The sequence below is a fragment of the Lederbergia sp. NSJ-179 genome (assembly GCF_022867885.1).
Taxonomy (GTDB): domain Bacteria; phylum Bacillota; class Bacilli; order Bacillales; family Bacillaceae_C; genus Lederbergia.
This window is the reverse complement of record NZ_JALIFP010000025.1, coordinates 18,380-39,139: the sequence shown is the minus strand read 5'-3', so window position 1 is coordinate 39,139 and position 20,760 is coordinate 18,380. Positions and strand designations below refer to the sequence as shown.

Sequence of the window (20,760 nt, the reverse complement as noted above, 5' to 3'; positions counted from 1 at the left end):
ACGCTGAAAAGGAGGAGTTTTGTATATGAATCCAATTCCATATGTGATCGAACAATCAAGTCGCGGGGAGCGCTCTTATGATATCTACTCCCGTTTGTTAAAGGATCGCATCATTATGATTGGTGAAGAAATCAACGATGCCATGGCCAATACCATTGTCGCACAGTTGTTGTTTTTAGAAGCGGAAAATCCGGAAAAAGATATTTCCTTATATATTAACAGTCCTGGTGGCTCCACAAGTGCGGGTTTTGCGATATTAGATACGATGGCCTACATCCGGCCAAATGTGCGAACAATCTGTACGGGGATGGCCGCATCTTTCGGCGCCATGCTTGTTTTAGCTGGTACAAAAGGTAAGCGCCTTGCCCTGCCAAATAGCGAAATTATGATTCATCAACCACTTGGAGGGACAAAGGGGCAAGCAACAGATATTGAAATATCGGCGAAGAGAATTTTAAAGCTGAAGGCTAAAATTAACCAAATGATTGCAGACAGAACCGGACAGCCTGTTGAAAGAGTGGCAAGGGATACGGATCGGGATTATTTTATGAGCGCGGAAGAAGCGAAAGATTATGGGATTATTGATGAGGTTTTAAAGAAATGAACTATACAAAATAACAGAGGGGATTTCCCTCTGTTATTTTTTTACCAGCTCAATAAAATGTTCGAGCTTATCTAATGTCCGCAAGTTCTGGTTGCATGTTTGACTATCTGTGCAAATATAATTTCCTCTATTGGTGTACGTTTCTTTGCCACTTTTGACATTGGCCATGAACAACCCAACTTCTTCATGACCATTACATAATGCACAAATGCCTTTCGTTGTATGTCTAAAAGTCCCATGAACCCCAAATAATTTTCCATTATCATTGAAAATGAGAAATTTTTTCTCTGAGCGGATATCATACCAGCCCAAGTAAGAGATTTCCCTAAAATCAATTTCCTTTAAAGAGGAAGGAAGTTTTAATTTTTTAGCTTTAGGAAATAACTTACTCACTGTTTTTTCCGTAACCGATTTGAACGGAATCACGTATTCCTTAAGCTCGGTTAAATATTGATTGGGTTGATGGTCTTCTTCGATTTCCGTGATTGTATGGAAAATCTCTGCTTGATTCTCAGGAATTTCCGGAAACAAATCAATCACTTTATCGAGAGCACCATATTTTACCGCCTTTAAGACATTTGGATCTTTCACAGTGGAATAAGCATGCACCAGATTTTTTACTTGGAATTTTATAAAGTGATATTGATCACTTCGAATAAATGGTTCTATTTTTATATGGCTTGTCATTGTTTACAGCTCCTTATTTTAATTCATTGGAAATAAGGGGCAAAGCCATTATCGATTAGGCGATTTATCTAGTTGTCCATCCCATGCAAAGAATCGCCTTTTCACTAATAGGCTTTGCATGAGACGCTACCAATTCTGGCGGCAGGTTATTCGCCATTTTCTATCACCTCCGGTAATTCTGTTGGTATTATACAACAGATTGAGGTGGTTTGGAACCTTTTTTGTATGTAGAAAAGCTATCAATAGGGCTGAATAGGATCGAAGAAGTTCGAATCCATGAAAAAATATTTTATATTGCTGTTTTATGGTATAGATTAACGACAAGGACTAACACCGGGTATGCGGTGATTATTATTGGAACTATCGAGTCATTTTAAAAGGAATCTTAAAAATTCACAGGTAGGAGAAAAACTGAAGAAGTCGCAGTGAAAACCTGAGTTTCAAACTGTCAAAGCATAGATAAAGTGTACTAACTTTGTCTACGCTTTATTTTTATGGTCTAGCGTATGAAAATCTCAGCTTGTGAATTGCGGTCTATGCCTAGACCAGGTGCCTTGCACCGAGTTTATTCATAACATGAAAGTCATAACGGCGAATAAAAGTAGCATGATGACGAATAAAGACAGAGTACGACGAGTAAAAATAGCCTGACGACGAATAAAAACGGATGACGGCGAATAAATCCATCTCAACGACGAATAAAGGTCCGCAATGTCTTTTCATATACCGAACATCGCTAAACAGGCACTTGCACTTTTGTTCTGGTTTAGGAAATTTTAAAAGTATTAAAAACTTGAGCGATTATTTATGTTACAGGTGGAGAATGTTGAACAAGTAATCGAAATCATCGCTTGTTCGATTTGGGTTTGCTCTTGTTAGTTGCAATGTATACCGCCTGTGCTATACGCTCCGTAAATAGTGGGTTTTGGAACAATTTCAAAGTTTTAGGTGAAAAAAGCAGGCAAGTTTACCACCTATATTGAATAATGTAAGAGGGACTATTCTGAATTCATGTTATTTGAAGAAAAGGGGGGATAAAATGTCATACTTTGCTTGTAACTCGAAATATGATTTTGAAAGCAAGACTTTGACCATTTTAGGAGCAATGCATAATCGTGGAGAATTCAGGCTTTGTTTTGCCATGATCACAACTGTTATTCCAGAATATGTTCAAAAAAAGATAAACAATCTTTCAAAGATCAACTTTCAATCCAATGACTTTTTAACAGCAGAGGGGGAAATCGTTCAACAAGATGACGGACAATGTGTTCCACTTAAAGGGTTGTCTGCTTGCTGGACACCTAACTCTCCAGTTGTTCTAACCGATTTACTGAAGAATTTTTACCTAGAACAACAAGAGGTTCCACAGACCAGTGTCGAAAACTATGAAGATCATTCAACCAATCGAAACTATAAGAAAATACAACCAAACGAGGTAATGAAACTACTTCAGGGAAAAAATGTATTAGTTTTTACCGGAGCAGGAATATCCATTGCTTCAGAAGTTCCTGATCTTGATGGAATAATGTCCCTTCAACAAAGTATATTTCACCCACCAGAACAATATTTTCTAGATATTATTGAAAATAAGACAAGTATTCGAATAGAAAAGGCAAGAGAATACTATCGCCACTTCACTGCCTCCAAACCTAACCAAAATCATTGGTACATAAAAGAATTATGTGATCAATACGGATTTGTACTAGCCACCGGAAATATAGATGGACTACATGAAAAAACAGGCATGAAACCAATTTATCAAACAAATTCCGAAAGGGTTGATATTCCAAGTTTAGAGGAATACGATATAATCCTCACTATTGGCTTAGGTGATGAGGGAGTGGGAATCGTTGTGGAAGAATTTAAAACAAGAAATGATGACGGTTGTATTATCGCAATTAATGTAAGCCCACCTTTGTATTTGGATACGAATGACTATTATGTAGAAGGGGATTCGGAGAAAATTCTTCATATAATACGGTCCGAGTCTGTGATGAAAAGAAGTTAATGGAGTCGATTAATTAACGAGTATTCGCTTAAAAGAAAGAAGCCCTATTAAGAATCAATAAAAATACCGCTAGTCAGAAAAACTAACGGTACTCCGAATGCATACTGGAGAATTGCAGGTCATATGAGGTCAAAATTCCTCACAGTCTCTAGAATAAGGACCGATAGCTAACCAATTTGTTCTAATACATTCGGTGTCTTTTAATTAAAAACATCTTTCAAAACGAGAGGTTTAAATCACAGACTCAGGAACATAATCATACCAATGAACATAGGTCTGTCCCTCTAAAATTATCTTGTGGTTGTCTGGATAACGCTCATCCCAAGGTTGTTCTCCTTGTGCAAATTCTCCCTTTTTCAATGCCCATTTGCGCCCATTATATCTTCTTGTAAGAACTGCGCGGCCTGCGGTAGAGATAAATGTTTCTATTAATATCCCCTCCTCATCAGGGCTATCATTACCTTGGTAATCAATTTCCACTACCCGTAGACACTCGAAATTTTGCTCTCCAATTCGGACATTTGCCATCGTATAACCAAACTTTTCATCCCCGGTAATCAGGCGTTGTTCTTCAGGACCCCAATCTTCTTCAAAATGCTCATCTAAAAACGTTCTTAGTATTCTAACATTGCTTTGTATGTTAAAAACAGCTAGCCACTGGACCGTTTGTTTAGTTAGTCGGGCATACATACGCATTATTTCAGGTTTCCAATGGTTTTTCTTTTCACGTTTAGTCACTTCAAATTCAATGCCACGAATGTCATGGATGACAGCCTCACCAGTTGCTTTCATGTCAACGGTGACCTCTAGTGCCCCTTGTGCGACATTATACTGTGCCCATTTGCACTGATAACCCACCTCTGGAATAGCAAACCACCAGCGTAATTCAGGAAAATCTACAGTAATAGTCTTCTTATCTAGTGGCTGTATATGGATTGGTGGGCATTTCTCCGGGAATTCATCATATATGATTTTATTGTTCATCTTCTGGACTCCTCTCATTATTTAGATCTAGCTTTCTTCTAATGTGTTGTCGGGCAGTGTGCAATCGGCTTTTAATAGTCCCAATCGGTACCCCGTTTTTTACAGCAACTTCGGCTACTGTCATACCTTGGAAATAAAAGTATCGAAGCAATTGTTTTTCAGCAGGAGATATCTCCTCCATTTCCTCTAGTACTCTTTCAATTAATGAACTTTTTTTCTGGTGCGTAACACCGTGACGATTGATCCTATATTCCAATACTTCATCTTCCATAGGTTGATCAACGTGATTTTGACGCCGATAATAGTCTTTACATTTATTACGCGCTATTTGCAGAATCCAACTTTTGAACTTGTCAGGCTTATTCAAAGTATTTAAATTACGCCATGAAGTTAGCAGCGTTTCTTGAAAAATATCCTCCCGTGCCACTGTATCATTCACTTGATAACGGATAAAGCGAGTCACGGAACTCTCATACCGTTGACATAAAAGACTGAATGCCTGCTGATCCCCTTGAATACTACGTTGAATTAACCATTCATCTGTAAACTCTTCCAGCCAACTCACCCCCTTCACTTAACAAGACGCTTGTAATTCAGAACTGGTTCATTCAATTTATTAAATACTCATTAAAGCTTGATACTGAGTTCGTTGAAACGATTCATGATATTAGCGGTCTATCAATATTTACCCGATGCTGTTCATGATCAAATAATTGAACCAAGGAAATCTAGAATAGGATGTCTTAAGAGCTATAACGTAGATCACGCAACTATTTTGATAGTAGCAGGATCCACAAGTATTGCAAAAAAAGAGAACTTGTATCAATCTATAGCTGTTACAGATTGAAAGAATCTTGAACCCCCGTCAAAGGATTTTTCCTTCTTAGAATCGAATATAGATAACAAAGGTAAACAATCGGAGGGATGAAATGAGCAGTTTTGTATCGTTGGATCACGTGTCTTTTTCGCTAAAAGAACCACATGATTTTGCTTGGATCCGAGATTTAGGTAAGGTATTCACTGTTTTTGCTGAACAGGATTCGGGCAATATCAGCTTTGGTGTGGAAAAGGATGGGATAAAGCAGTTCGTGAAATATGCGGGAGCCAGACCTGTTCACTTTGCTGAAGAGCCGCAAGAAGCGATCACAAGGTTAAAAGATGCAATCCCCATTTATGAAGACTTACAACATTCGCACTTAGTAAATCTCGTCGATCATTTTCAACTTGAAAATGGGTATGCGCTCGTATTTGATTGGTTTGAGGGAGAGGGCTTACACCCACATTGGGAATTTCCCCCTCCACTGAAATATGAACATCCAGAATCCCCGTTTTTTCGCTTTCGGCAATTGCCTATTGAACTTCGACTAGATGCGTTAAGGAAGATCTTTGAATTCCATGTCCATGTGGAAGAAATGGGGTATGTGGCGGTTGATTTCTATGATGGCAGTATGCTGTACGATTTTAAGAATCATCAAATGAAAATATGTGATATTGATTTGTATCAGCAAAAGCCTTACATCAATACAATGGGCAGACTTTGGGGCTCATCACGGTTTATGTCTCCGGAGGAATTTACAAAGGGAGCTAAAATCGACGAAAAAACGAATGTTTTCCTAATGGGGGCAACAGCATTTGCGTTAGTAGGTGGGGAATTGGACCGCTCTATAAATAAATGGGAGGCTCCTCAAGCCTTATACGAAGTGGCCATGAAAGCTGTAGAAAAAGAGTGGCATGATCGCTATGCAAGTGTGAAGGAATTTGTCCAAGCATGGAAAGAAGCTTTGGCAAGTGAGAAAAATGAAGGTAAAACCTGATTTAGTCTTAGACATCGCCGGAGTACTGGCCACTAATTTTTCACCTTCATTTTGGCGCTACTTATCTACCATTTATGGTGTGCGTTATGAAGAATTGCTTGAATTTAGAAAAGGGATTCGTGAAGAGCTATGGAAAGGGAGGATAGCCGAGCAAGAATTTTGGTCCGGATTAAAAAGTCAGTTGCCCAACATGGATATTGAACCTGCAAGGTGTAAATTATTATCGATTATAAAACCATTGCCTGCTATTGAAAAAATTCCGATATGGAGTGAATATGCAGATATTCATTTGTTAAGTAATCACCGTAGAGAGTGGATAGAGCATCTTATCAACCCTGTCCAAGATTACATAAAAAGTATGACCATTTCTGCTGAAGTAGGTTATTGTAAACCAGAAATCGATATATACTTAAAGACTCAATTTTATCTAAAAGATAACGGCAAAGTGTTATTTGTTGATGACCAAGAGAAAAACTTTAAAGGGGCTATTCATCTATGTTGGAACACATTGCTTGCCGATGAAGAGGGAGAGTGGATTAAAAAGGTTTCTTCATTATTGACACAATGATATTGATGGTCGATTGGAAAAAAGGTTCGCCTATCTGGAAGGCTTAGTTTAGGGAGGTGTATAGGTTGAAATTATATGGCGATTTTACAAAAGCGGATTGGTTGTCCATTTTAAAAATTAAAGAAGAGGAAATACCACAATCGTTTATATTACATGGGGAATGGGAGCATGAATGGAACATTTCTTATTGGAAAAAAATTTTACAAGAAGAACAATGGATCCCTAGCTGGAATGCGATTATTGGGGAGTATAATAAACAAAGGATAGGGTTTGCGAATGTGTTCGGTGGGCCAATTGCCGCGTCGATTGCCCATAGATTTGCTGTTCTCGGAACCAATCGGTTTATTCAGACTGGTTATTTCGGAGGATTATCTCATGAAATTCGATACGGAGATATTTTCATTGTAACTGCTGCTGTAATGGAAGATGGGGTTTCCCATTGGTATCTTCCTAATGAAAAAACCGTATATGCAGATGAAATGCTTGTGGAAAAGGCTGTTAAGTATTGTGAAGAAAAGAATTATAAATACATTACGGGGACTGTATTTAGTACAGGGGCCATTATGGCAGAAACAGGTGGATTGGCAAAAGAGTGGGCTAATCAAGGCTATATTGGGGTTGACATGGAAACAGCTACCACATTTGCGGTTGCAAAAAGATTTAATAAAAAGGCAGTAAGCTTACTGAATTTATCGGACCACATTAGTAAAGGTGATACGCTTTATTCAAACAATGAAGATAGGGGTATTTTGGAAGAAAGGACGGATGAAAGAATAAGAGAAATTGCGCTCCATCTTTCAGAACTTAAATGAGTGTTTTGAGAGGGTTTTCTTTCATCATTGTTCACCGTCATATATACTTCGTAGTAAGGGTGTTATAGAATAAGAATAAGCTTTAAACTCAATAAATGAGTATTTCAGAAGTGGCGGCTCTTATCTATTCTTACAAAGTTAAGAGTTCATCGCGAAGATATTTTAAAATGTGCAAAAGAACATGGTGTTGACAGTATCAACGTTTTTGGGTCGGTTGCAAGATGATTCGTATGACAGTGATTTTTGATTTATTGGTAAGTTTTGAGAAGCGAAGAAGTTTATTCGATTTAATTCGGTTTAAGCAAGAAATAAAATTAATGGGTAGGAATGTTGATGTTGTCACAGAAAATTCTATTCATCAAAGTATAAAATCTGAAATATTAAATGAGGTAAGACCTATATGAAGAACGATCAAGTCTATCTTATTCGCATATTTTTAAAAAGGGGGATTTGCCAATCTCTGTACATACCATACAACCAAATATAATAGAAAGAAAAATTTGCTATGACGCGAAAATTGTGGAATATCCTTGTTTTTTGTTACAAAAGGATAAGCAACATGCGGTCCTTTTTCATAAGATCCAGGATTCTTTTTCGATGGTGACTGATCAAACAACCTTAACCATCCCTGTAGGGAGTTATACGCTGGCTTATTATTGGGAAGATCGCCCTTATAATTTGTACACTTGGAGAGACAAAAACGGTCATTATTTGGGGGCCTATTTTAATATCGTGAAAAACACCTCTATCACAGATTCCCTTATCACTTTTGAAGATCTGATTATCGATGTTTTGGTTTTTCCGAATGGTGATTGGTCTATTTTAGATGAGGAAGAGCTGCCTGTGGCGCTTGATCATTTTGAAAAGGGATATGTTCGTCAATCTTTACATTTATTAACAAACGAACTTGATGACCTTCTTATGCAAATTTTAACAGAAGGAAAAACGAGATTTGGGCATGAGTCGCTTTTTGCTTTGTTGAATGGATATGGATAAGCAGTTTTTGCTAACTTAATAGAAGTATTATTTTTAGGGGGAAAGTATTTGAACTATGAAGTGCCAAGTCTCCAAAAGGTAGAGGAAGAATTGATTAGGTATTACAACTTAGATACTATAAAAAAGGTAGAATATTTAGGGAAGAGTGATAATATTACCTTTCGCATTGACATGATTAAGGGGAAAAAATATTTGCTTAAACTTCATATGGGAGCTAAATCTAAACGTTATATTGAATCCGAACTGTTATGGCTTGAGGAATTAGAAACCAATACAGATTTAAAAGTTCAAACACCTATAAGAAATATAAACAATCAATTTATTACCAAAATAAATGATCATAAAACGGGTGATCATGCTTACTGGACTTTACAAAATTGGATTAAAGGAGAAACATTAAAGAGACAACCAACTGACGCAGAAATTGAAAAGTTAGCTCACTTACTGGTTACTCTTCACAGAAATTCTTTAACTTGGTGCGTCCCAGAAACATTTGAAAGGCCTTACTACAATGCTGAAAATTTATTAAATTCACTAACCCAATTAAAACAATTGATAAGTTTACATGCAATAACTATCGATGACTTTAAAATATTACAGAAGACTACGAATAAAATAGAATCGGTCATTCATTCACAGGGTAAAAGTAAGGATGCTTGGGGAGTGATTCATTCAGACATACATGAAAGCAATTATGTAATGAACCAAGGACAACCTTCCATTATTGATTTTTCATCCTGTGGTTTCGGATATTACTTATTTGATATGGCAGAAACATTATTACACCTTAGTCCAAACAATAGGGAAAAATTCATTACATACTATCAGAAGGAAAGAAAATTAGAAGGAGATTATACGGAAGTTTTAGAGGCGTTTTTTATATGGGCAGTTATACGTAATTTTGCATTTCTATCTAAAAACAGGAATGAACACAATGAATTAGCCAAATCCACTCCCTTTGTAGTTGAAAACTTTTGTAGAAAATACTTAAATGGGGAACGTTTCTTGTTCAACTAACGGTAAAGGGATTAGTTGGTGACAAATTTTTATCATTAAGGAGAATCCAATGAAAATTGATGTACAATTAACAGATAAAAATGAAGCATATAGGATAAAAAACTTATATCCTTTGTATCTGTATGATCTATCAGGACATTATAGCAGACTTCCAAATTCACATGGAATTTACGAGGATAGTGATGAATTCCAAACATTGAGTGATCAGTATGAAGTGCAAAATATTTGGTGGGAAAAGCCAGATATTTTGTTTCCATACTTAATTTTAGTAGATGGGAAACCAGCAGGGTTTATCCTCATCGCAACCCCACCACATTGCAATAAAGGGATTGACTATTTTATAAATGAATTTTTTTTAATTCAATCCTTAAGGGGGCAAGGGATTGCTGAATATGCGGCAAATAAAGTGTTTGAACAATTTAAAGGGAATTGGGAATTGTTTACAAATCCATCAGAAAAAAACATCGTAGGGCAAAAATTTTGGAGAAAGACGATTTCTAATTATACGAATGGGATGTACATGGAGGAACAACATGGAGAAACTTTTGATGGATATCAGCTTATTTTCCGATTTAATAATTCGGAGAAATAAGAATATGTCATCGGACTTTCATCAAGTAAAAGTATGAGGATAGGGTCTGCAATGGACTTATCCTCAGCTTTTTTTAGGGGTGTACTGATAAGCGATGAAACATAAAACAGAAAAATTATACGAAACTCATTTATATCAGCCGATTCAAAACTACTTCATCCAACGTGGTTATGAGGTTTATGGAGAAGTCAACCATTGTGACTTAATCGCTTTGAAAGAGAACGAGCTGATTATTGTTGAATTAAAACTTAATCTAAGTGTAGAACTCCTTATACAAGCTACCATAAGACAACGCTTATCTGATCTCGTTTACATCGCTATTCCCAAACCCAAGTACAGTCTATATTCGAAGAAATGGAAAAATATATGTTACTTAATAAGAAGACTGGAGTTAGGTCTGATCATCGTTTCATTAGAGCGTAATAATGATCAGGTAGAGATAAAAATTCCCCCATCCTCTTTTGATCGAAAAAAGAGCATGGAAAGGAGTAGGAACAAAAGGAGCCAGCTTCTCAAAGAACTTAAGGGGAGGCATGGAGACCATAATATTGGTGGGAGTCATAATACCAAAATTATGACAGCATATAAAGAAAATTGTATCCACATTGCTTGTTGTCTTGAACATTTTGGCCCGTTATCGCCTAAAGGACTACGCAATTTGGGGACTGGGGACAAGACCTTATCCATCCTTAATAAAAACTATTATGGTTGGTTTAATAGAGTTCGAAGAGGAACATACATCATCAGCGAATTAGGTAAAAAAGAGATATATGAATACCCAGAACTTGTTCGTTATTATTCCGAATTAATAGAGAATTCGTCTGATTAATTATGCAAAGTAAATAAATTAAATATGCGGTGTAGTAAAAAGAGACGCATCAGTCTAACAAATAATGGAGGATAGCCATGAAAATGACGAAACTTTACGATCCAACCAATTTACCTGATTGGGTCCCCCCACATTCGCTAAAATGGTATAACCAGCTTAGTAGGATACAAGGGATATATGAGTATTCTTGGGACTCCACTCATACGGAACCAAACGGGGAGTCGGTCTTTGATAAAGAAGTTGCTCAGATGATTCAGAATAAGAAAGTCCTAGATGTGGGTTGTGGTCACGGAGAATTCACCAATCAATGTGGTTCACTGGCAAAGGAGATTACCGGCCTTGATGCAACCGAAGCGTTTATAAAAGTGGGCGATGGAAACAGGAAACCCAATGTTTCTTTTGTAGTAGGCAATACAAAACAAGGCTTACCTTTTGCTGCTGATACCTTTGATTGCGTATACATTCGGAAAGGGCCGACATCGGTTTATCCGTATTTGCCCCAAGTCGTAAAAAAGGGCGGAGAAATCCTTGCTTTGCATCCCGGTGATGAGGCGCAAAAAGAGTTTCCACAATTATTCCCGAACCTTTTTGAGGAATCCACAGATACGCCTGTCCTCCATGTGATTAGACAGGTAATAGAAAAAAGCCATTTCACAAGTTCTAAGATCGAGATTGTGAATAGTATCGAATATTTCCATACCCCGTTGGACGTTATTAAGCGAAGGTGTTTTGGCCAGACACCAAAAGTCTTTGAAAAAGTGAAAGATGAAAATCTCAACCAGATTTCCAAGGTTTTTGAGGAAAAAGCTACGGAGAAGGGATTAGCGGTCACTCAATCGTATTATCTAGTTCGAGCAATTGTTTAATATAATCGTATAATGGAATTATCATATACCATCTGGTACGAAGCACATCAAAATGGATGTGCAATGTGCTATACTTCATTCATCTTTCAAAATGGGGTGAACGTGAATGTCTTATCGAAATGTTCGAAGTAATTAGTTTTCGGGCTGAAAAAAACGCGTACCAGCCACAAAGGGAGTGGTCTGCCCTTTTTTACTCTTGGATAGCAGAAAAATTTGAGGGTTAGAAAACAAAATAAATGAAATGGATTATAAAACGAGTCAAATTATGATTTCTACTCACAGAATTAGGTGGTGCCAATAGGGATTCAGTCTTTTGTACTGTTCAATATTCTTGTGATACTATTGTCATGAATATAATAAAAATGGCAGGCGTATGTCCGCTTTTTAATTTTGATAAGGGCCTTTGTCTGTTATCCATAGATGAGAGGATTAGAGTGGGAAGATGAAAGAAAATTTTTGGCGTGATTTACCAAGGCCATTTTTTGTGTTGGCACCAATGGAAGATGTGACGGATGTTGTTTTTCGCCATGTAGTGAGTGAAGCAGCCCGCCCTGATGTGTTTTTTACTGAGTTTACAAACTCGGAAAGTTATTGTCATCCAGAGGGGCACCATAGCGTGCGTGGCCGCTTGACCTTTACAGAGGATGAACAACCAATTGTAGCTCATATATGGGGAGATAAGCCTGAGTTCATTCGGCAAATGAGTATTGGTATGGCAAAACAAGGATTTAACGGTGTGGACATTAATATGGGTTGCCCTGTGCCTAATGTAGCCCAGAATGGGAAGGGTTCTGGCCTTATTCGCCGACCAGAAGTTGCGGCAGAGTTAATACAGGCAGCCAAAGCAGGAGAATTGCCCGTAAGTATAAAGACTAGGCTTGGTTATACGGATGTAGAGGAATGGCAAGAATGGCTGACACACATATTGAAACAAGACATTGCGAATCTTTCCATCCATTTACGTACCAGAGCAGAAATGAGCAAAGTAGATGCCCATTGGGAACTGATCCCGGAGATAAAGAAACTTCGCGATCAGGTCGCACCAGATACATTGTTAACGATTAATGGGGATATTCCTGACCGTCAAACAGGCTTGAGTCTTGCCCGTCAATACGGTGTTGATGGTGTGATGATTGGGCGTGGTATTTTCACCAATCCATTTGCTTTTGAAAAAGAACCAAGAGAGCATAGCAGTCAGGAATTGCTTGGTCTCTTAAGGTCTCATCTGGATCTCTATGATAAATACTTTAAAATAGAGCGGCGTTCGTTCAAGGCATTGCACCGCTTTTTTAAGATATATGTCCGTGGGTTTCGAGGAGCAAGTGAATTAAGAAACCAATTGATGGACACAGAATCAACAGATGAAGTGCGTGTATTACTCGATAGCTTTGAGGGAAAGAATGGCAAAAGGTGAACGCTTCAGCAATGCAAGATAATGATCAATAGTAACTCAGGAAAGAAAAATATGGTGTTAAGCGAATTGGTTTATTCGGTTCGTACAGCCGCGAGGAGCAAAAAGAATTCAGTGACATTGATGTGATAGTAAAATTTAATATTGCTGACTTATCTTTTGGTAATTACATGGACTTAAAATTCTATCACTAATTGGTTATTTATCCCGCATTAGGGCAATGAGTTTCATTTATCCCGAATTAACTGGCAGTAAGACCCCCACTTCGAGAATTCGAGGGAAAACAAGAATTGCAAGTGGGGGATCAACTGCCAGTAAATCCCCGATTCGTTCAACTAACATTCAGTGGGGATGAAAAAAATCCCCACTGAATGAAGTTTCACTTTATATGGAAAGAGGTGAAAATAATGAAACTTGTCGGTGTATCTGGAGCACTTGCTGGTGAGAAAACATCTGTCGCTGTACATAGTGTTTTAGCTGCTGCTCGACGCCATGACTCGACTGTAGAGACAGAATTAATTGACTTGAGAGATTTCGACATTGAATTTTCGGCTGGACTCCCATTGGCAGCTTATAATGAAGATACTCGGAGTGTTGTCCAAAAAATTTTATCTGCAGATTTTCTTGTATTCGGCACACCCATTTATCAAGCATCTCTTTCAGGTGCTTTAAAAAACCTGCTTGATCACTTACCCGAATACGCATTTAGACATAAAGTGACAGGGATGGTGGCAACAGGCTGGACGAATAAACATTTTCTTGTCTTGGAATATCATTTAGGATCGATCCTATCTTATTTTAAAGGACTAGTTCCAACAGGAAATGTCTTCATCCACAATGATTCCTTTGATATCGAAAGCGATGAAATAATCGATAAACGAATTTCCGAGAGAATTCAAAAACTTGCCGAAGAAATGATCTATCTGCAACGTGGGATAATGAACAGAAACAGACCTTAATAGGATTGTTTAAAAAACATATGATGTCAATTACAACTGAAGTGATTGAACATATGTTTTTTCTTTGATCCAGTTTTTTCCATTTTAATATTCCACTAATCAATTCTTCTTCCATATAAAACGGGCGCTTGCGCATTTCTTTAGCATTCTACAAGATCTAACAAAATTCAGGAAGTGCCACCAACTACCTTGAAAGCGATTTATAATAAATGTAAAATGAGAGACATAAAAGGAGTGGGAAGGTATGAACAACTATAATTTTCAAACACCTCGTTATCTTGTGGTGATTGAACAAATAAAGGAAAAAATCAAAGAAGGCAAGCTGGAACCAGGTGAACGTTTACCTTCTGAAATGGAGTTTGCAAAGGAATTAGGAGTTTCGCGTAACACACTACGGGAAGCTTTACGAATTCTAGAAGAGGAAAATATCATTATCCGTAAGCATGGAATTGGGACGTTTGTGAATAAAAAGCCCATATTCTCCGGTGGAATAGAGGAGTTATTTAGCATTACCGATATGATCGAAAGACAAGGGAAAAAGCCAGGAACGGAAATTCTTTTTACAGGCTATGTTGATCCACATGGCGATGACATTAAGGAGTTAAATTTGGAGAAAAACGAACAAGTATTTTTAGTTAAACGAGTTCGAACAGCCGACGAGACACCGCTAGTTTATTGTATTGATAAAATTCCAGCGAATTTACTTGAAAAAGGGTATAAATTAAACCAGGAGTCAATACTATTATCGCTAGGAGAAGTAGGGATCACGATTAGTTATGCAAAAGCTGAAATTAAAACAATGGGCTATAACGAGGAAATCTCTGATATTATGAATTGTGATCAAGACACACCACTCTTAATTTTGCGTCAAATTCATTATGATTTAGATAATAGACCCGTTCTTTACTCCATAAACTTCTTTAATTCTACTCAAATATCATTTAATGTATTGCGCAAACGTCACATGTAGGTGAAAAAAATCTGGTTAAGGAATAATCAAAAGAATTTATAAAGTTTTCGTAAAAATTTACAACAATATTCGACAATATTTTAAAAAACATTTGACTTGTTGGACGTCTAACCTTAAAATGGGATTGTAATCAATGCAAAAGGGATTACAATGGGAGTTTTAAGTTGGACGTCCTATCTATTTTCTGGTAAAAATAGAATACCCAAAAAATGAAAGAGGAGAGTGTAATATGAATATCCTATGGGGTATCATGGGGATAGTTGTTGTATTAGGAATAGCTTTTCTTTTTTCTAATAAAAAGAAAGCGATTAAACTAAGAACGATACTTGGTGGATTAGCTATTCAAATTACATTTGCATTTATTGTATTAAAATGGGAAGCGGGAAAGGAAGCCCTTCAATGGTTTACGCTAAGGGTTCAAGATGTTATTAATTTTGCTAATGAAGGAATTAGCTTTTTATTTGGATCTTTAGCGGATAGTGATCAGTTTGGCTCTATATTTGCTTTTCACGTTTTACCAATTATTATTTTCTTTTCAGCATTAATTTCGGTTTTATATTATCTTGGTATTATGCAATGGTTTATTAAAATCATTGGTGGTGCACTGTCTAAATTACTAGGAACAAGTAAGACCGAGTCTATGTCAGCTGCAGCTAATATTTTCGTAGGGCAAACAGAGGCACCCCTTGTTATAAGACCATTCTTAGAGAAAATGACACAATCTGAGCTATTTGCTGTCATGACTGGTGGATTGGCATCTGTTGCTGGTTCAGTATTGGTTGGATATTCTTTATTAGGAGTACCACTAGAGTATTTACTTGCTGCAAGTTTCATGGCAGCTCCAGCTGGATTGATAATGGCAAAAATGATGATGCCTGAAACAGAAGAAGCGAAAATTTCTGATGATATTCAATTGGAAAAAGATACGGAAACAGTCAATGTCATTGATGCAGCTGCAAAGGGGGCGTCGGACGGACTAAAATTGGCATTGAATGTAGGGGCGATGTTGTTAGCATTCATTGCACTCATTGCCCTAATCAATGGGATTTTAGGAATTTTCGGTGGAATTACGTTAGAACAGATTTTAGGCTATGTATTTGCTCCAATTGCCTTCGCTGTAGGTGTACCATGGTCAGAAGCAATACAAGCAGGAAGTTTTATTGGGCAAAAATTAGTACTAAATGAATTTGTCGCTTATGCCTCCTTTGCTCCGGAAATTGGAGTATTATCAGAAAAAACGACACTTGTTGTTAGTTTCGCATTATGTGGGTTTGCCAACTTAAGCTCAATGGCAATCTTGTTAGGGGGATTAGGAGGTATGGCTCCAAGTCGTAGAAATGATATTGCTAAACTAGGATTAAAAGCGGTATTAGCCGGGACTTTGGCTTCTTTATTAAGCGCAGCAGTAGCGGGTATGTTCTTTTCATAAATAGAATTAGGAAAATTTGAGAAACATCTATAGCCTGAAGGAAAGGGTGACCATGATGAGAATGATCGATATTATTGAGAAAAAACGTGATGGATATTCGTTAACGAAGGAAGAGATTGATTTTGCGGTTCAGGGTTATACAAAAGGGGAGATACCGGATTATCAAATGTCCGCATTGGCAATGGCCATCTTTTATCAAGATATGACTCCAGAAGAACGAGTCCATTTAACTATGGCAATGGTAGAGTCAGGGGATCAGATTGATTTATCTGATATTGATGGTATTAAGGTGGATAAACATAGTACGGGAGGGGTAGGTGATACAACAACACTTATCCTGGCACCACTTGTTGCTTCTATTGGTGTCCCTGTAGCTAAAATGTCTGGCCGCGGATTAGGACATACAGGCGGCACCATTGATAAACTGGAATCCATTAAAGGATTTCAAGTAGAAATTGATAGTAAAACATTTAATGAATTAGTGAACAAGAATAAGATTGCTGTTGTAGGTCAAAGTGGAAATTTGACCCCTGCAGATAAAAAGCTATATGGACTTCGAGATGTAACAGCGACAGTAGATTCCATCCCACTTATTGCAAGTTCGATTATGAGTAAGAAAATTGCCTCTGGTGCCGATGCAATTGTACTTGACGTAAAAACCGGTTCAGGAGCTTTTATGAAAGATCTTGACAGTGCAAAGGAATTGGCAAAAGCTATGGTTCAGATTGGGAATGGGGCTGGCCGCAAAACCATTGCTGTCATCTCAGATATGAATCAACCATTGGGATTTGCCATTGGAAATGCCTTAGAAGTTAAAGAAGCCATTGATACGTTAAAAGGCGAAGGTCCAAAAGATTTGGAAGAATTATGTTTAACATTAGGAAGTCGAATGGTTTATTTAGGGGGAAAAGCAGAAACAGTAGAAGAAGCACGAGAAAAATTAGTGGATGCCATGGAATCTGGTAAAGCCATTGAAACATTCAAAACCTTTGTTGCTGCACAAGGTGGCGATCCATCGATTATCGATGAACCGGAAAAATTACCAACCGCAGCACACACATTTGAAGTGGAAGCAAAACAGGATGGATATATTTCAGAAATTATCGCAAATGAAATAGGAATCGCGGCAAGCCTTTTAGGCGCGGGTCGTGTGACGAAAGAATCACAAATTGACTTAGCGGTAGGTCTTGTTTTAAATAAAAAAATCGGGGATCAAGTTCGAAAAGGTGATTCACTTGTAACTATTCACAGTAATCGAGAAGATGTAGGGGAAGTAATGGGGAAAATATATGAATCCTATTCGATTTCAAGCGAACCGGTCGATAGCAATCCATTAGTGTATAATGTTATTTCTGAATAGACATAGAGGGTCCAAAATTTTGGACCCCTACTATTGACCTTTAGAGGTTGGACGTCTTACAATAAAAGTAGATCATAAAGGAGGAACTAGAGGGATGAGCAAAACATCACCTTTTAAACGAGTATTTCTAATTGTCATGGATTCAGTCGGTATCGGGGAGTCACCTGATGCAAAGAAGTATAATGACAAAGGAGCGGATACATTAGGTCATATTGCAGAACATATGAATGGATTAAACATGCCAAATATGGGTGCCCTTGGATTAAGTAATATTCGTGAATTAAAAGGTATAAAACCAGCAAAGAAACCTCTTGCACATTATACAAAAATGCAGGAAGCCTCAGCAGGAAAAGATACGATGACAGGACACTGGGAAATTATGGGGCTCCAAATTGATACCCCTTTTAGAACTTTTCCTGATGGATTTCCGGATGCAATCATTCATAAGCTTGAGGAAAAGACTGGTCGAAAGGTTATTGGAAATAAACCGGCATCAGGAACGGCCATCTTAGACGAGTTAGGTGCAGAACATATGAAAACTGGAAGCCTAATCGTTTATACTTCAGCTGATTCCGTTTTACAAATTGCCGCTCACGAAGAAGTAGTTCCATTAGAAGAACTTTACGATATTTGTCAATACGCTCGTGAATTATTAAATGATCCTGAATATATGGTCGGACGTGTGATTGCTCGCCCATTTGTCGGGGAACCAGGTCATTTTGAACGTACACCAAACCGCCATGACTATGCTTTAAAACCGTTTGGTCGTACAGTTATGAATGAGTTAAAAGATGCTAATTATGATGTAATCGCCATTGGGAAAATTTCCGATATTTATGATAGAGAAGGGGTAACCAAGTCTCTAAGAACAGTATCAAATATGGATGGTATGGACAAATTACTAGAAACAATGGACATGAATTTTACTGGACTAAGCTTTTTGAATTTAGTAGACTTTGATGCGAAATTTGGCCATCGTCGTGATCCACTTGGTTATGGGAAAGCATTAGAAGAATATGATGCAAGATTACCTGAAGTATTGAGAAAACTTAAAGAGGACGACTTACTTATCATTACGGCAGACCATGGGAACGATCCTATCCATCACGGGACAGACCACACGAGAGAATATGTTCCATTACTTGTACATCATAAAGGAGTCACAGAAGGAAAATCGTTACCAATAAGAAATACGTTTGCGGATATTGGTGAGACCATTGCGGAAAATTTCCAGGTTAACAGTCCACAACATGGAAAAAGCTTTTTGAACGAAATTTGAAGGAGGATGGGTATGGATAAAATCGAGCGCGCGAAAACATTTCTAGAAGGAAAAATTGCCTCCAAACCAAAAGTTGGCCTTATTTTAGGTTCAGGTTTAGGAGTATTGGCAGATGAAATAGATAATCCGGTAAAAATTAAATATGAAATGATTCCTGGATTTCCAATATCAACAGTGGAAGGGCATGCTGGACAATTGGTGGTTGGGGAATTAAAAGGTGTTACGGTATTAGCCATGCAAGGACGTTTTCATTACTATGAAGGATATCCTTTAGATGAGGTAACTTTCCCTGTTCGAGTAATGAAAGCCTTAGGCGTTGAAGCGCTTGTCGTAACGAATGCTGCTGGTGGAGTAAACCAAACCTTCACTCCTGGGGATTTAATGTTAATTACCGACCATATTAATAATGCAGGAGCCAATCCATTAATCGGTCCAAATGAGAATACATTAGGTGTGCGTTTTCCTGATATGTCAACGGCTTATACACCTTCTTTACAGAAACTTGTACGTGAGGTTGCTAAGGATTTGAACATTATACTAAAAGAAGGGGTCTACGTTTGGAATAGTGGCCCGAGTTATGAAACACCGGCAGAAATACGGATGCTAGAAAAAATCGGTGGGGATGCAGTTGGAATGTCAACAGTACCAGAGGTTATTGTTGCTCGTCACGCTGGAATGAACGTCATTGGAATTTCTTGTATTACGAACATGGCTGCGGGTATTTTGAATCAACCACTTAGCCATGAAGAAGTGATTGAAACGACAGAAAAAGCAAAAGAAAACTTCTTAAACTTAGTAAAAGGGATTGTCGAACGTTTGTAAATGGCATGGATTAAAAAGAGGTAGGAGATAATCATGGAAAAAAACATTGCAAAAATGATTGATCATACAGCTTTAAAACCAGATACATCAAAAAAACAAATTATAAAATTATGTGAAGAAGCAAAGGAATATGGTTTTTATTCGGTTTGCATTAACCCAGCTTGGGTGGAAGAAGCATCTCATCAGTTAGAAGGTTCTGATGTACAAGTATGTACGGTAATTGGTTTTCCATTAGGGGCTACCACAACTAACATAAAGGCATTGGAAACGAAAGATGCGATAGAAAATGGTGCAACTGAAGTCGACATGGTCATCAATATCGCTAAATTAAAAGATGGCGATCTTGATTATGTTGAAAAAGATATAAGAAATGTAGTGGAAGCGGCAAAAAGAAAAGCATTAGTTAAAGTAATCATAGAAACTTGTCTACTTACAAATACTGAAAAAGTGATAGCATGCAAACTTGCTGTTAAGGCTGGAGCTGATTACGTTAAGACATCTACCGGTTTTTCAACTGGTGGAGCAACCGTGGAAGATATCCAATTAATGCGTAAAACAGTAGGCCCTAATGTAGGTGTGAAAGCTTCTGGTGGTGTAAGAAGTCGTGAATCAGCACTAGCATTGATTGAAGCTGGTGCAACAAGACTTGGGGCTAGCTCCGGGGTGGCCATTGTTTCAGGTGGAAATGCAAAAACAGATTATTAAATTACTTTTGGTCTTTTACCCTCGGGAATAAAAGACTGGGTGGGCGAG

General features: G+C 37.7%; 22 protein-coding genes and 1 pseudogene. 20 read left to right on the top strand and 3 right to left on the bottom strand.

The window, feature by feature from the left end:
• Positions 1 to 25: 25 nt before the first annotated feature.
• Positions 26 to 604 carry an ATP-dependent Clp endopeptidase proteolytic subunit ClpP gene (gene clpP, locus MUB24_RS16195; RefSeq protein ID WP_244705889.1) on the top strand — a complete coding sequence of 193 codons (579 nt, stop codon included), beginning with the start codon at positions 26 to 28 and terminating at the stop codon, positions 602 to 604.
• A gap of 33 nt (positions 605 to 637) precedes the next feature.
• Here clpP and MUB24_RS16190 read toward each other — a convergent pair whose 3' ends face one another.
• Positions 638 to 1,291 carry a FusB/FusC family EF-G-binding protein gene (locus MUB24_RS16190; RefSeq protein ID WP_244705888.1) on the bottom strand — a complete coding sequence of 218 codons (654 nt, stop codon included), beginning with the start codon at positions 1,289 to 1,291 and terminating at the stop codon, positions 638 to 640.
• Positions 1,292 to 2,330: 1,039 nt separating this feature from the next.
• On the opposite strand from MUB24_RS16190, the gene MUB24_RS16185 reads away from it, so the two are divergent.
• On the top strand, positions 2,331 to 3,299 hold the full coding sequence (locus tag MUB24_RS16185; protein WP_244705886.1) for an SIR2 family NAD-dependent protein deacylase: 969 nt from the start codon (positions 2,331 to 2,333) through the stop codon (positions 3,297 to 3,299).
• Positions 3,300 to 3,530: 231 nt separating this feature from the next.
• On the opposite strand, the gene MUB24_RS16180 is transcribed toward MUB24_RS16185, so the two are convergent.
• Together MUB24_RS16180 and MUB24_RS16175 are read right to left on the bottom strand one after the other, a co-directional pair.
• A complete protein-coding gene (locus MUB24_RS16180; RefSeq protein WP_244705884.1) occupies positions 3,531 to 4,283 on the bottom strand; it encodes a hypothetical protein in 753 nt (250 codons plus the stop codon).
• Positions 4,273 to 4,857: an RNA polymerase sigma factor gene (locus tag MUB24_RS16175; protein WP_244705882.1), complete on the bottom strand. Its 585-nt coding sequence runs from the start codon at positions 4,855 to 4,857 to the stop codon at positions 4,273 to 4,275. Before MUB24_RS16175 ends, MUB24_RS16180 begins: the two co-directional genes overlap by 11 nt.
• A gap of 355 nt (positions 4,858 to 5,212) precedes the next feature.
• Here MUB24_RS16175 and MUB24_RS16170 point away from each other — a divergent pair, with 355 nt between their 5' ends.
• The 18 genes and pseudogenes from MUB24_RS16170 (at position 5,213) to deoC (ending at position 20,712) form a co-directional block, all read left to right on the top strand.
• Positions 5,213 to 6,097, top strand: coding sequence for a serine/threonine-protein kinase (locus MUB24_RS16170; protein ID WP_244705880.1), 885 nt, complete (start codon positions 5,213 to 5,215; stop codon positions 6,095 to 6,097).
• Positions 6,081 to 6,665 (top strand): HAD family hydrolase, encoded by a 585-nt coding sequence (locus MUB24_RS16165; protein ID WP_244705923.1) that lies wholly within the window; start codon positions 6,081 to 6,083, stop codon positions 6,663 to 6,665. The genes MUB24_RS16170 and MUB24_RS16165 overlap by 17 nt, the downstream gene beginning before the upstream one ends.
• 56 nt (positions 6,666 to 6,721) lie before the next feature.
• Positions 6,722 to 7,477, top strand: coding sequence for a nucleoside phosphorylase (locus tag MUB24_RS16160; RefSeq protein ID WP_244705878.1), 756 nt, complete (start codon positions 6,722 to 6,724; stop codon positions 7,475 to 7,477).
• 221 nt (positions 7,478 to 7,698) lie between these two features.
• On the top strand, positions 7,699 to 7,881 hold the full coding sequence (locus MUB24_RS23700) for a nucleotidyltransferase family protein (protein ID WP_396426768.1): 183 nt from the start codon (positions 7,699 to 7,701) through the stop codon (positions 7,879 to 7,881).
• Between the two features lie 52 nt (positions 7,882 to 7,933).
• Positions 7,934 to 8,473 (top strand): ribonuclease FAU-1 family protein, encoded by a 540-nt coding sequence (locus MUB24_RS16155; RefSeq protein ID WP_244705921.1) that lies wholly within the window; start codon positions 7,934 to 7,936, stop codon positions 8,471 to 8,473.
• Positions 8,474 to 8,521: 48 nt separating this feature from the next.
• Entirely contained in the window at positions 8,522 to 9,490 is a 969-nt protein-coding gene (locus MUB24_RS16150; RefSeq protein ID WP_244705876.1) for a phosphotransferase enzyme family protein, read from the top strand.
• 49 nt (positions 9,491 to 9,539) lie between these two features.
• Complete coding sequence (locus tag MUB24_RS16145) at positions 9,540 to 10,082, top strand: GNAT family N-acetyltransferase (RefSeq protein WP_244705874.1); 543 nt, start codon at positions 9,540 to 9,542, stop codon at positions 10,080 to 10,082.
• 94 nt (positions 10,083 to 10,176) lie between these two features.
• Entirely contained in the window at positions 10,177 to 10,911 is a 735-nt protein-coding gene (locus tag MUB24_RS16140; RefSeq protein WP_244705872.1) for a DUF2161 domain-containing phosphodiesterase, read from the top strand.
• A gap of 77 nt (positions 10,912 to 10,988) precedes the next feature.
• A complete protein-coding gene (locus MUB24_RS16135) occupies positions 10,989 to 11,777 on the top strand; it encodes a class I SAM-dependent methyltransferase (protein WP_244705870.1) in 789 nt (262 codons plus the stop codon).
• A gap of 442 nt (positions 11,778 to 12,219) precedes the next feature.
• Complete coding sequence (locus MUB24_RS16130) at positions 12,220 to 13,191, top strand: tRNA dihydrouridine synthase (RefSeq protein WP_244705868.1); 972 nt, start codon at positions 12,220 to 12,222, stop codon at positions 13,189 to 13,191.
• A 53-nt stretch (positions 13,192 to 13,244) separates the two neighbouring features.
• Positions 13,245 to 13,382 (top strand): annotated as a pseudogene (locus tag MUB24_RS23520) (nucleotidyltransferase family protein); the annotation flags it as partial.
• Positions 13,383 to 13,595: 213 nt separating this feature from the next.
• Positions 13,596 to 14,147 carry an NADPH-dependent FMN reductase gene (locus tag MUB24_RS16120; protein WP_244705866.1) on the top strand — a complete coding sequence of 184 codons (552 nt, stop codon included), beginning with the start codon at positions 13,596 to 13,598 and terminating at the stop codon, positions 14,145 to 14,147.
• 244 nt (positions 14,148 to 14,391) lie between these two features.
• Positions 14,392 to 15,117, top strand: a complete 726-nt coding sequence (locus MUB24_RS16115) for a GntR family transcriptional regulator (RefSeq protein ID WP_244705864.1) — start codon at positions 14,392 to 14,394, stop codon at positions 15,115 to 15,117.
• Positions 15,118 to 15,346: 229 nt separating this feature from the next.
• A complete protein-coding gene (locus MUB24_RS16110) occupies positions 15,347 to 16,546 on the top strand; it encodes a NupC/NupG family nucleoside CNT transporter (RefSeq protein WP_244705862.1) in 1,200 nt (399 codons plus the stop codon).
• A gap of 55 nt (positions 16,547 to 16,601) precedes the next feature.
• Positions 16,602 to 17,906, top strand: a complete 1,305-nt coding sequence (locus MUB24_RS16105) for a pyrimidine-nucleoside phosphorylase (RefSeq protein WP_244705917.1) — start codon at positions 16,602 to 16,604, stop codon at positions 17,904 to 17,906.
• 94 nt (positions 17,907 to 18,000) lie between these two features.
• On the top strand, positions 18,001 to 19,185 hold the full coding sequence (gene deoB / locus MUB24_RS16100; protein ID WP_244705860.1) for a phosphopentomutase: 1,185 nt from the start codon (positions 18,001 to 18,003) through the stop codon (positions 19,183 to 19,185).
• Positions 19,186 to 19,191: 6 nt separating this feature from the next.
• Entirely contained in the window at positions 19,192 to 20,007 is an 816-nt protein-coding gene (locus tag MUB24_RS16095) for a purine-nucleoside phosphorylase (protein ID WP_244705859.1), read from the top strand.
• A gap of 33 nt (positions 20,008 to 20,040) precedes the next feature.
• Complete coding sequence (gene deoC, locus MUB24_RS16090; RefSeq protein ID WP_244705857.1) at positions 20,041 to 20,712, top strand: deoxyribose-phosphate aldolase; 672 nt, start codon at positions 20,041 to 20,043, stop codon at positions 20,710 to 20,712.
• Positions 20,713 to 20,760: the final 48 nt, after the last annotated feature.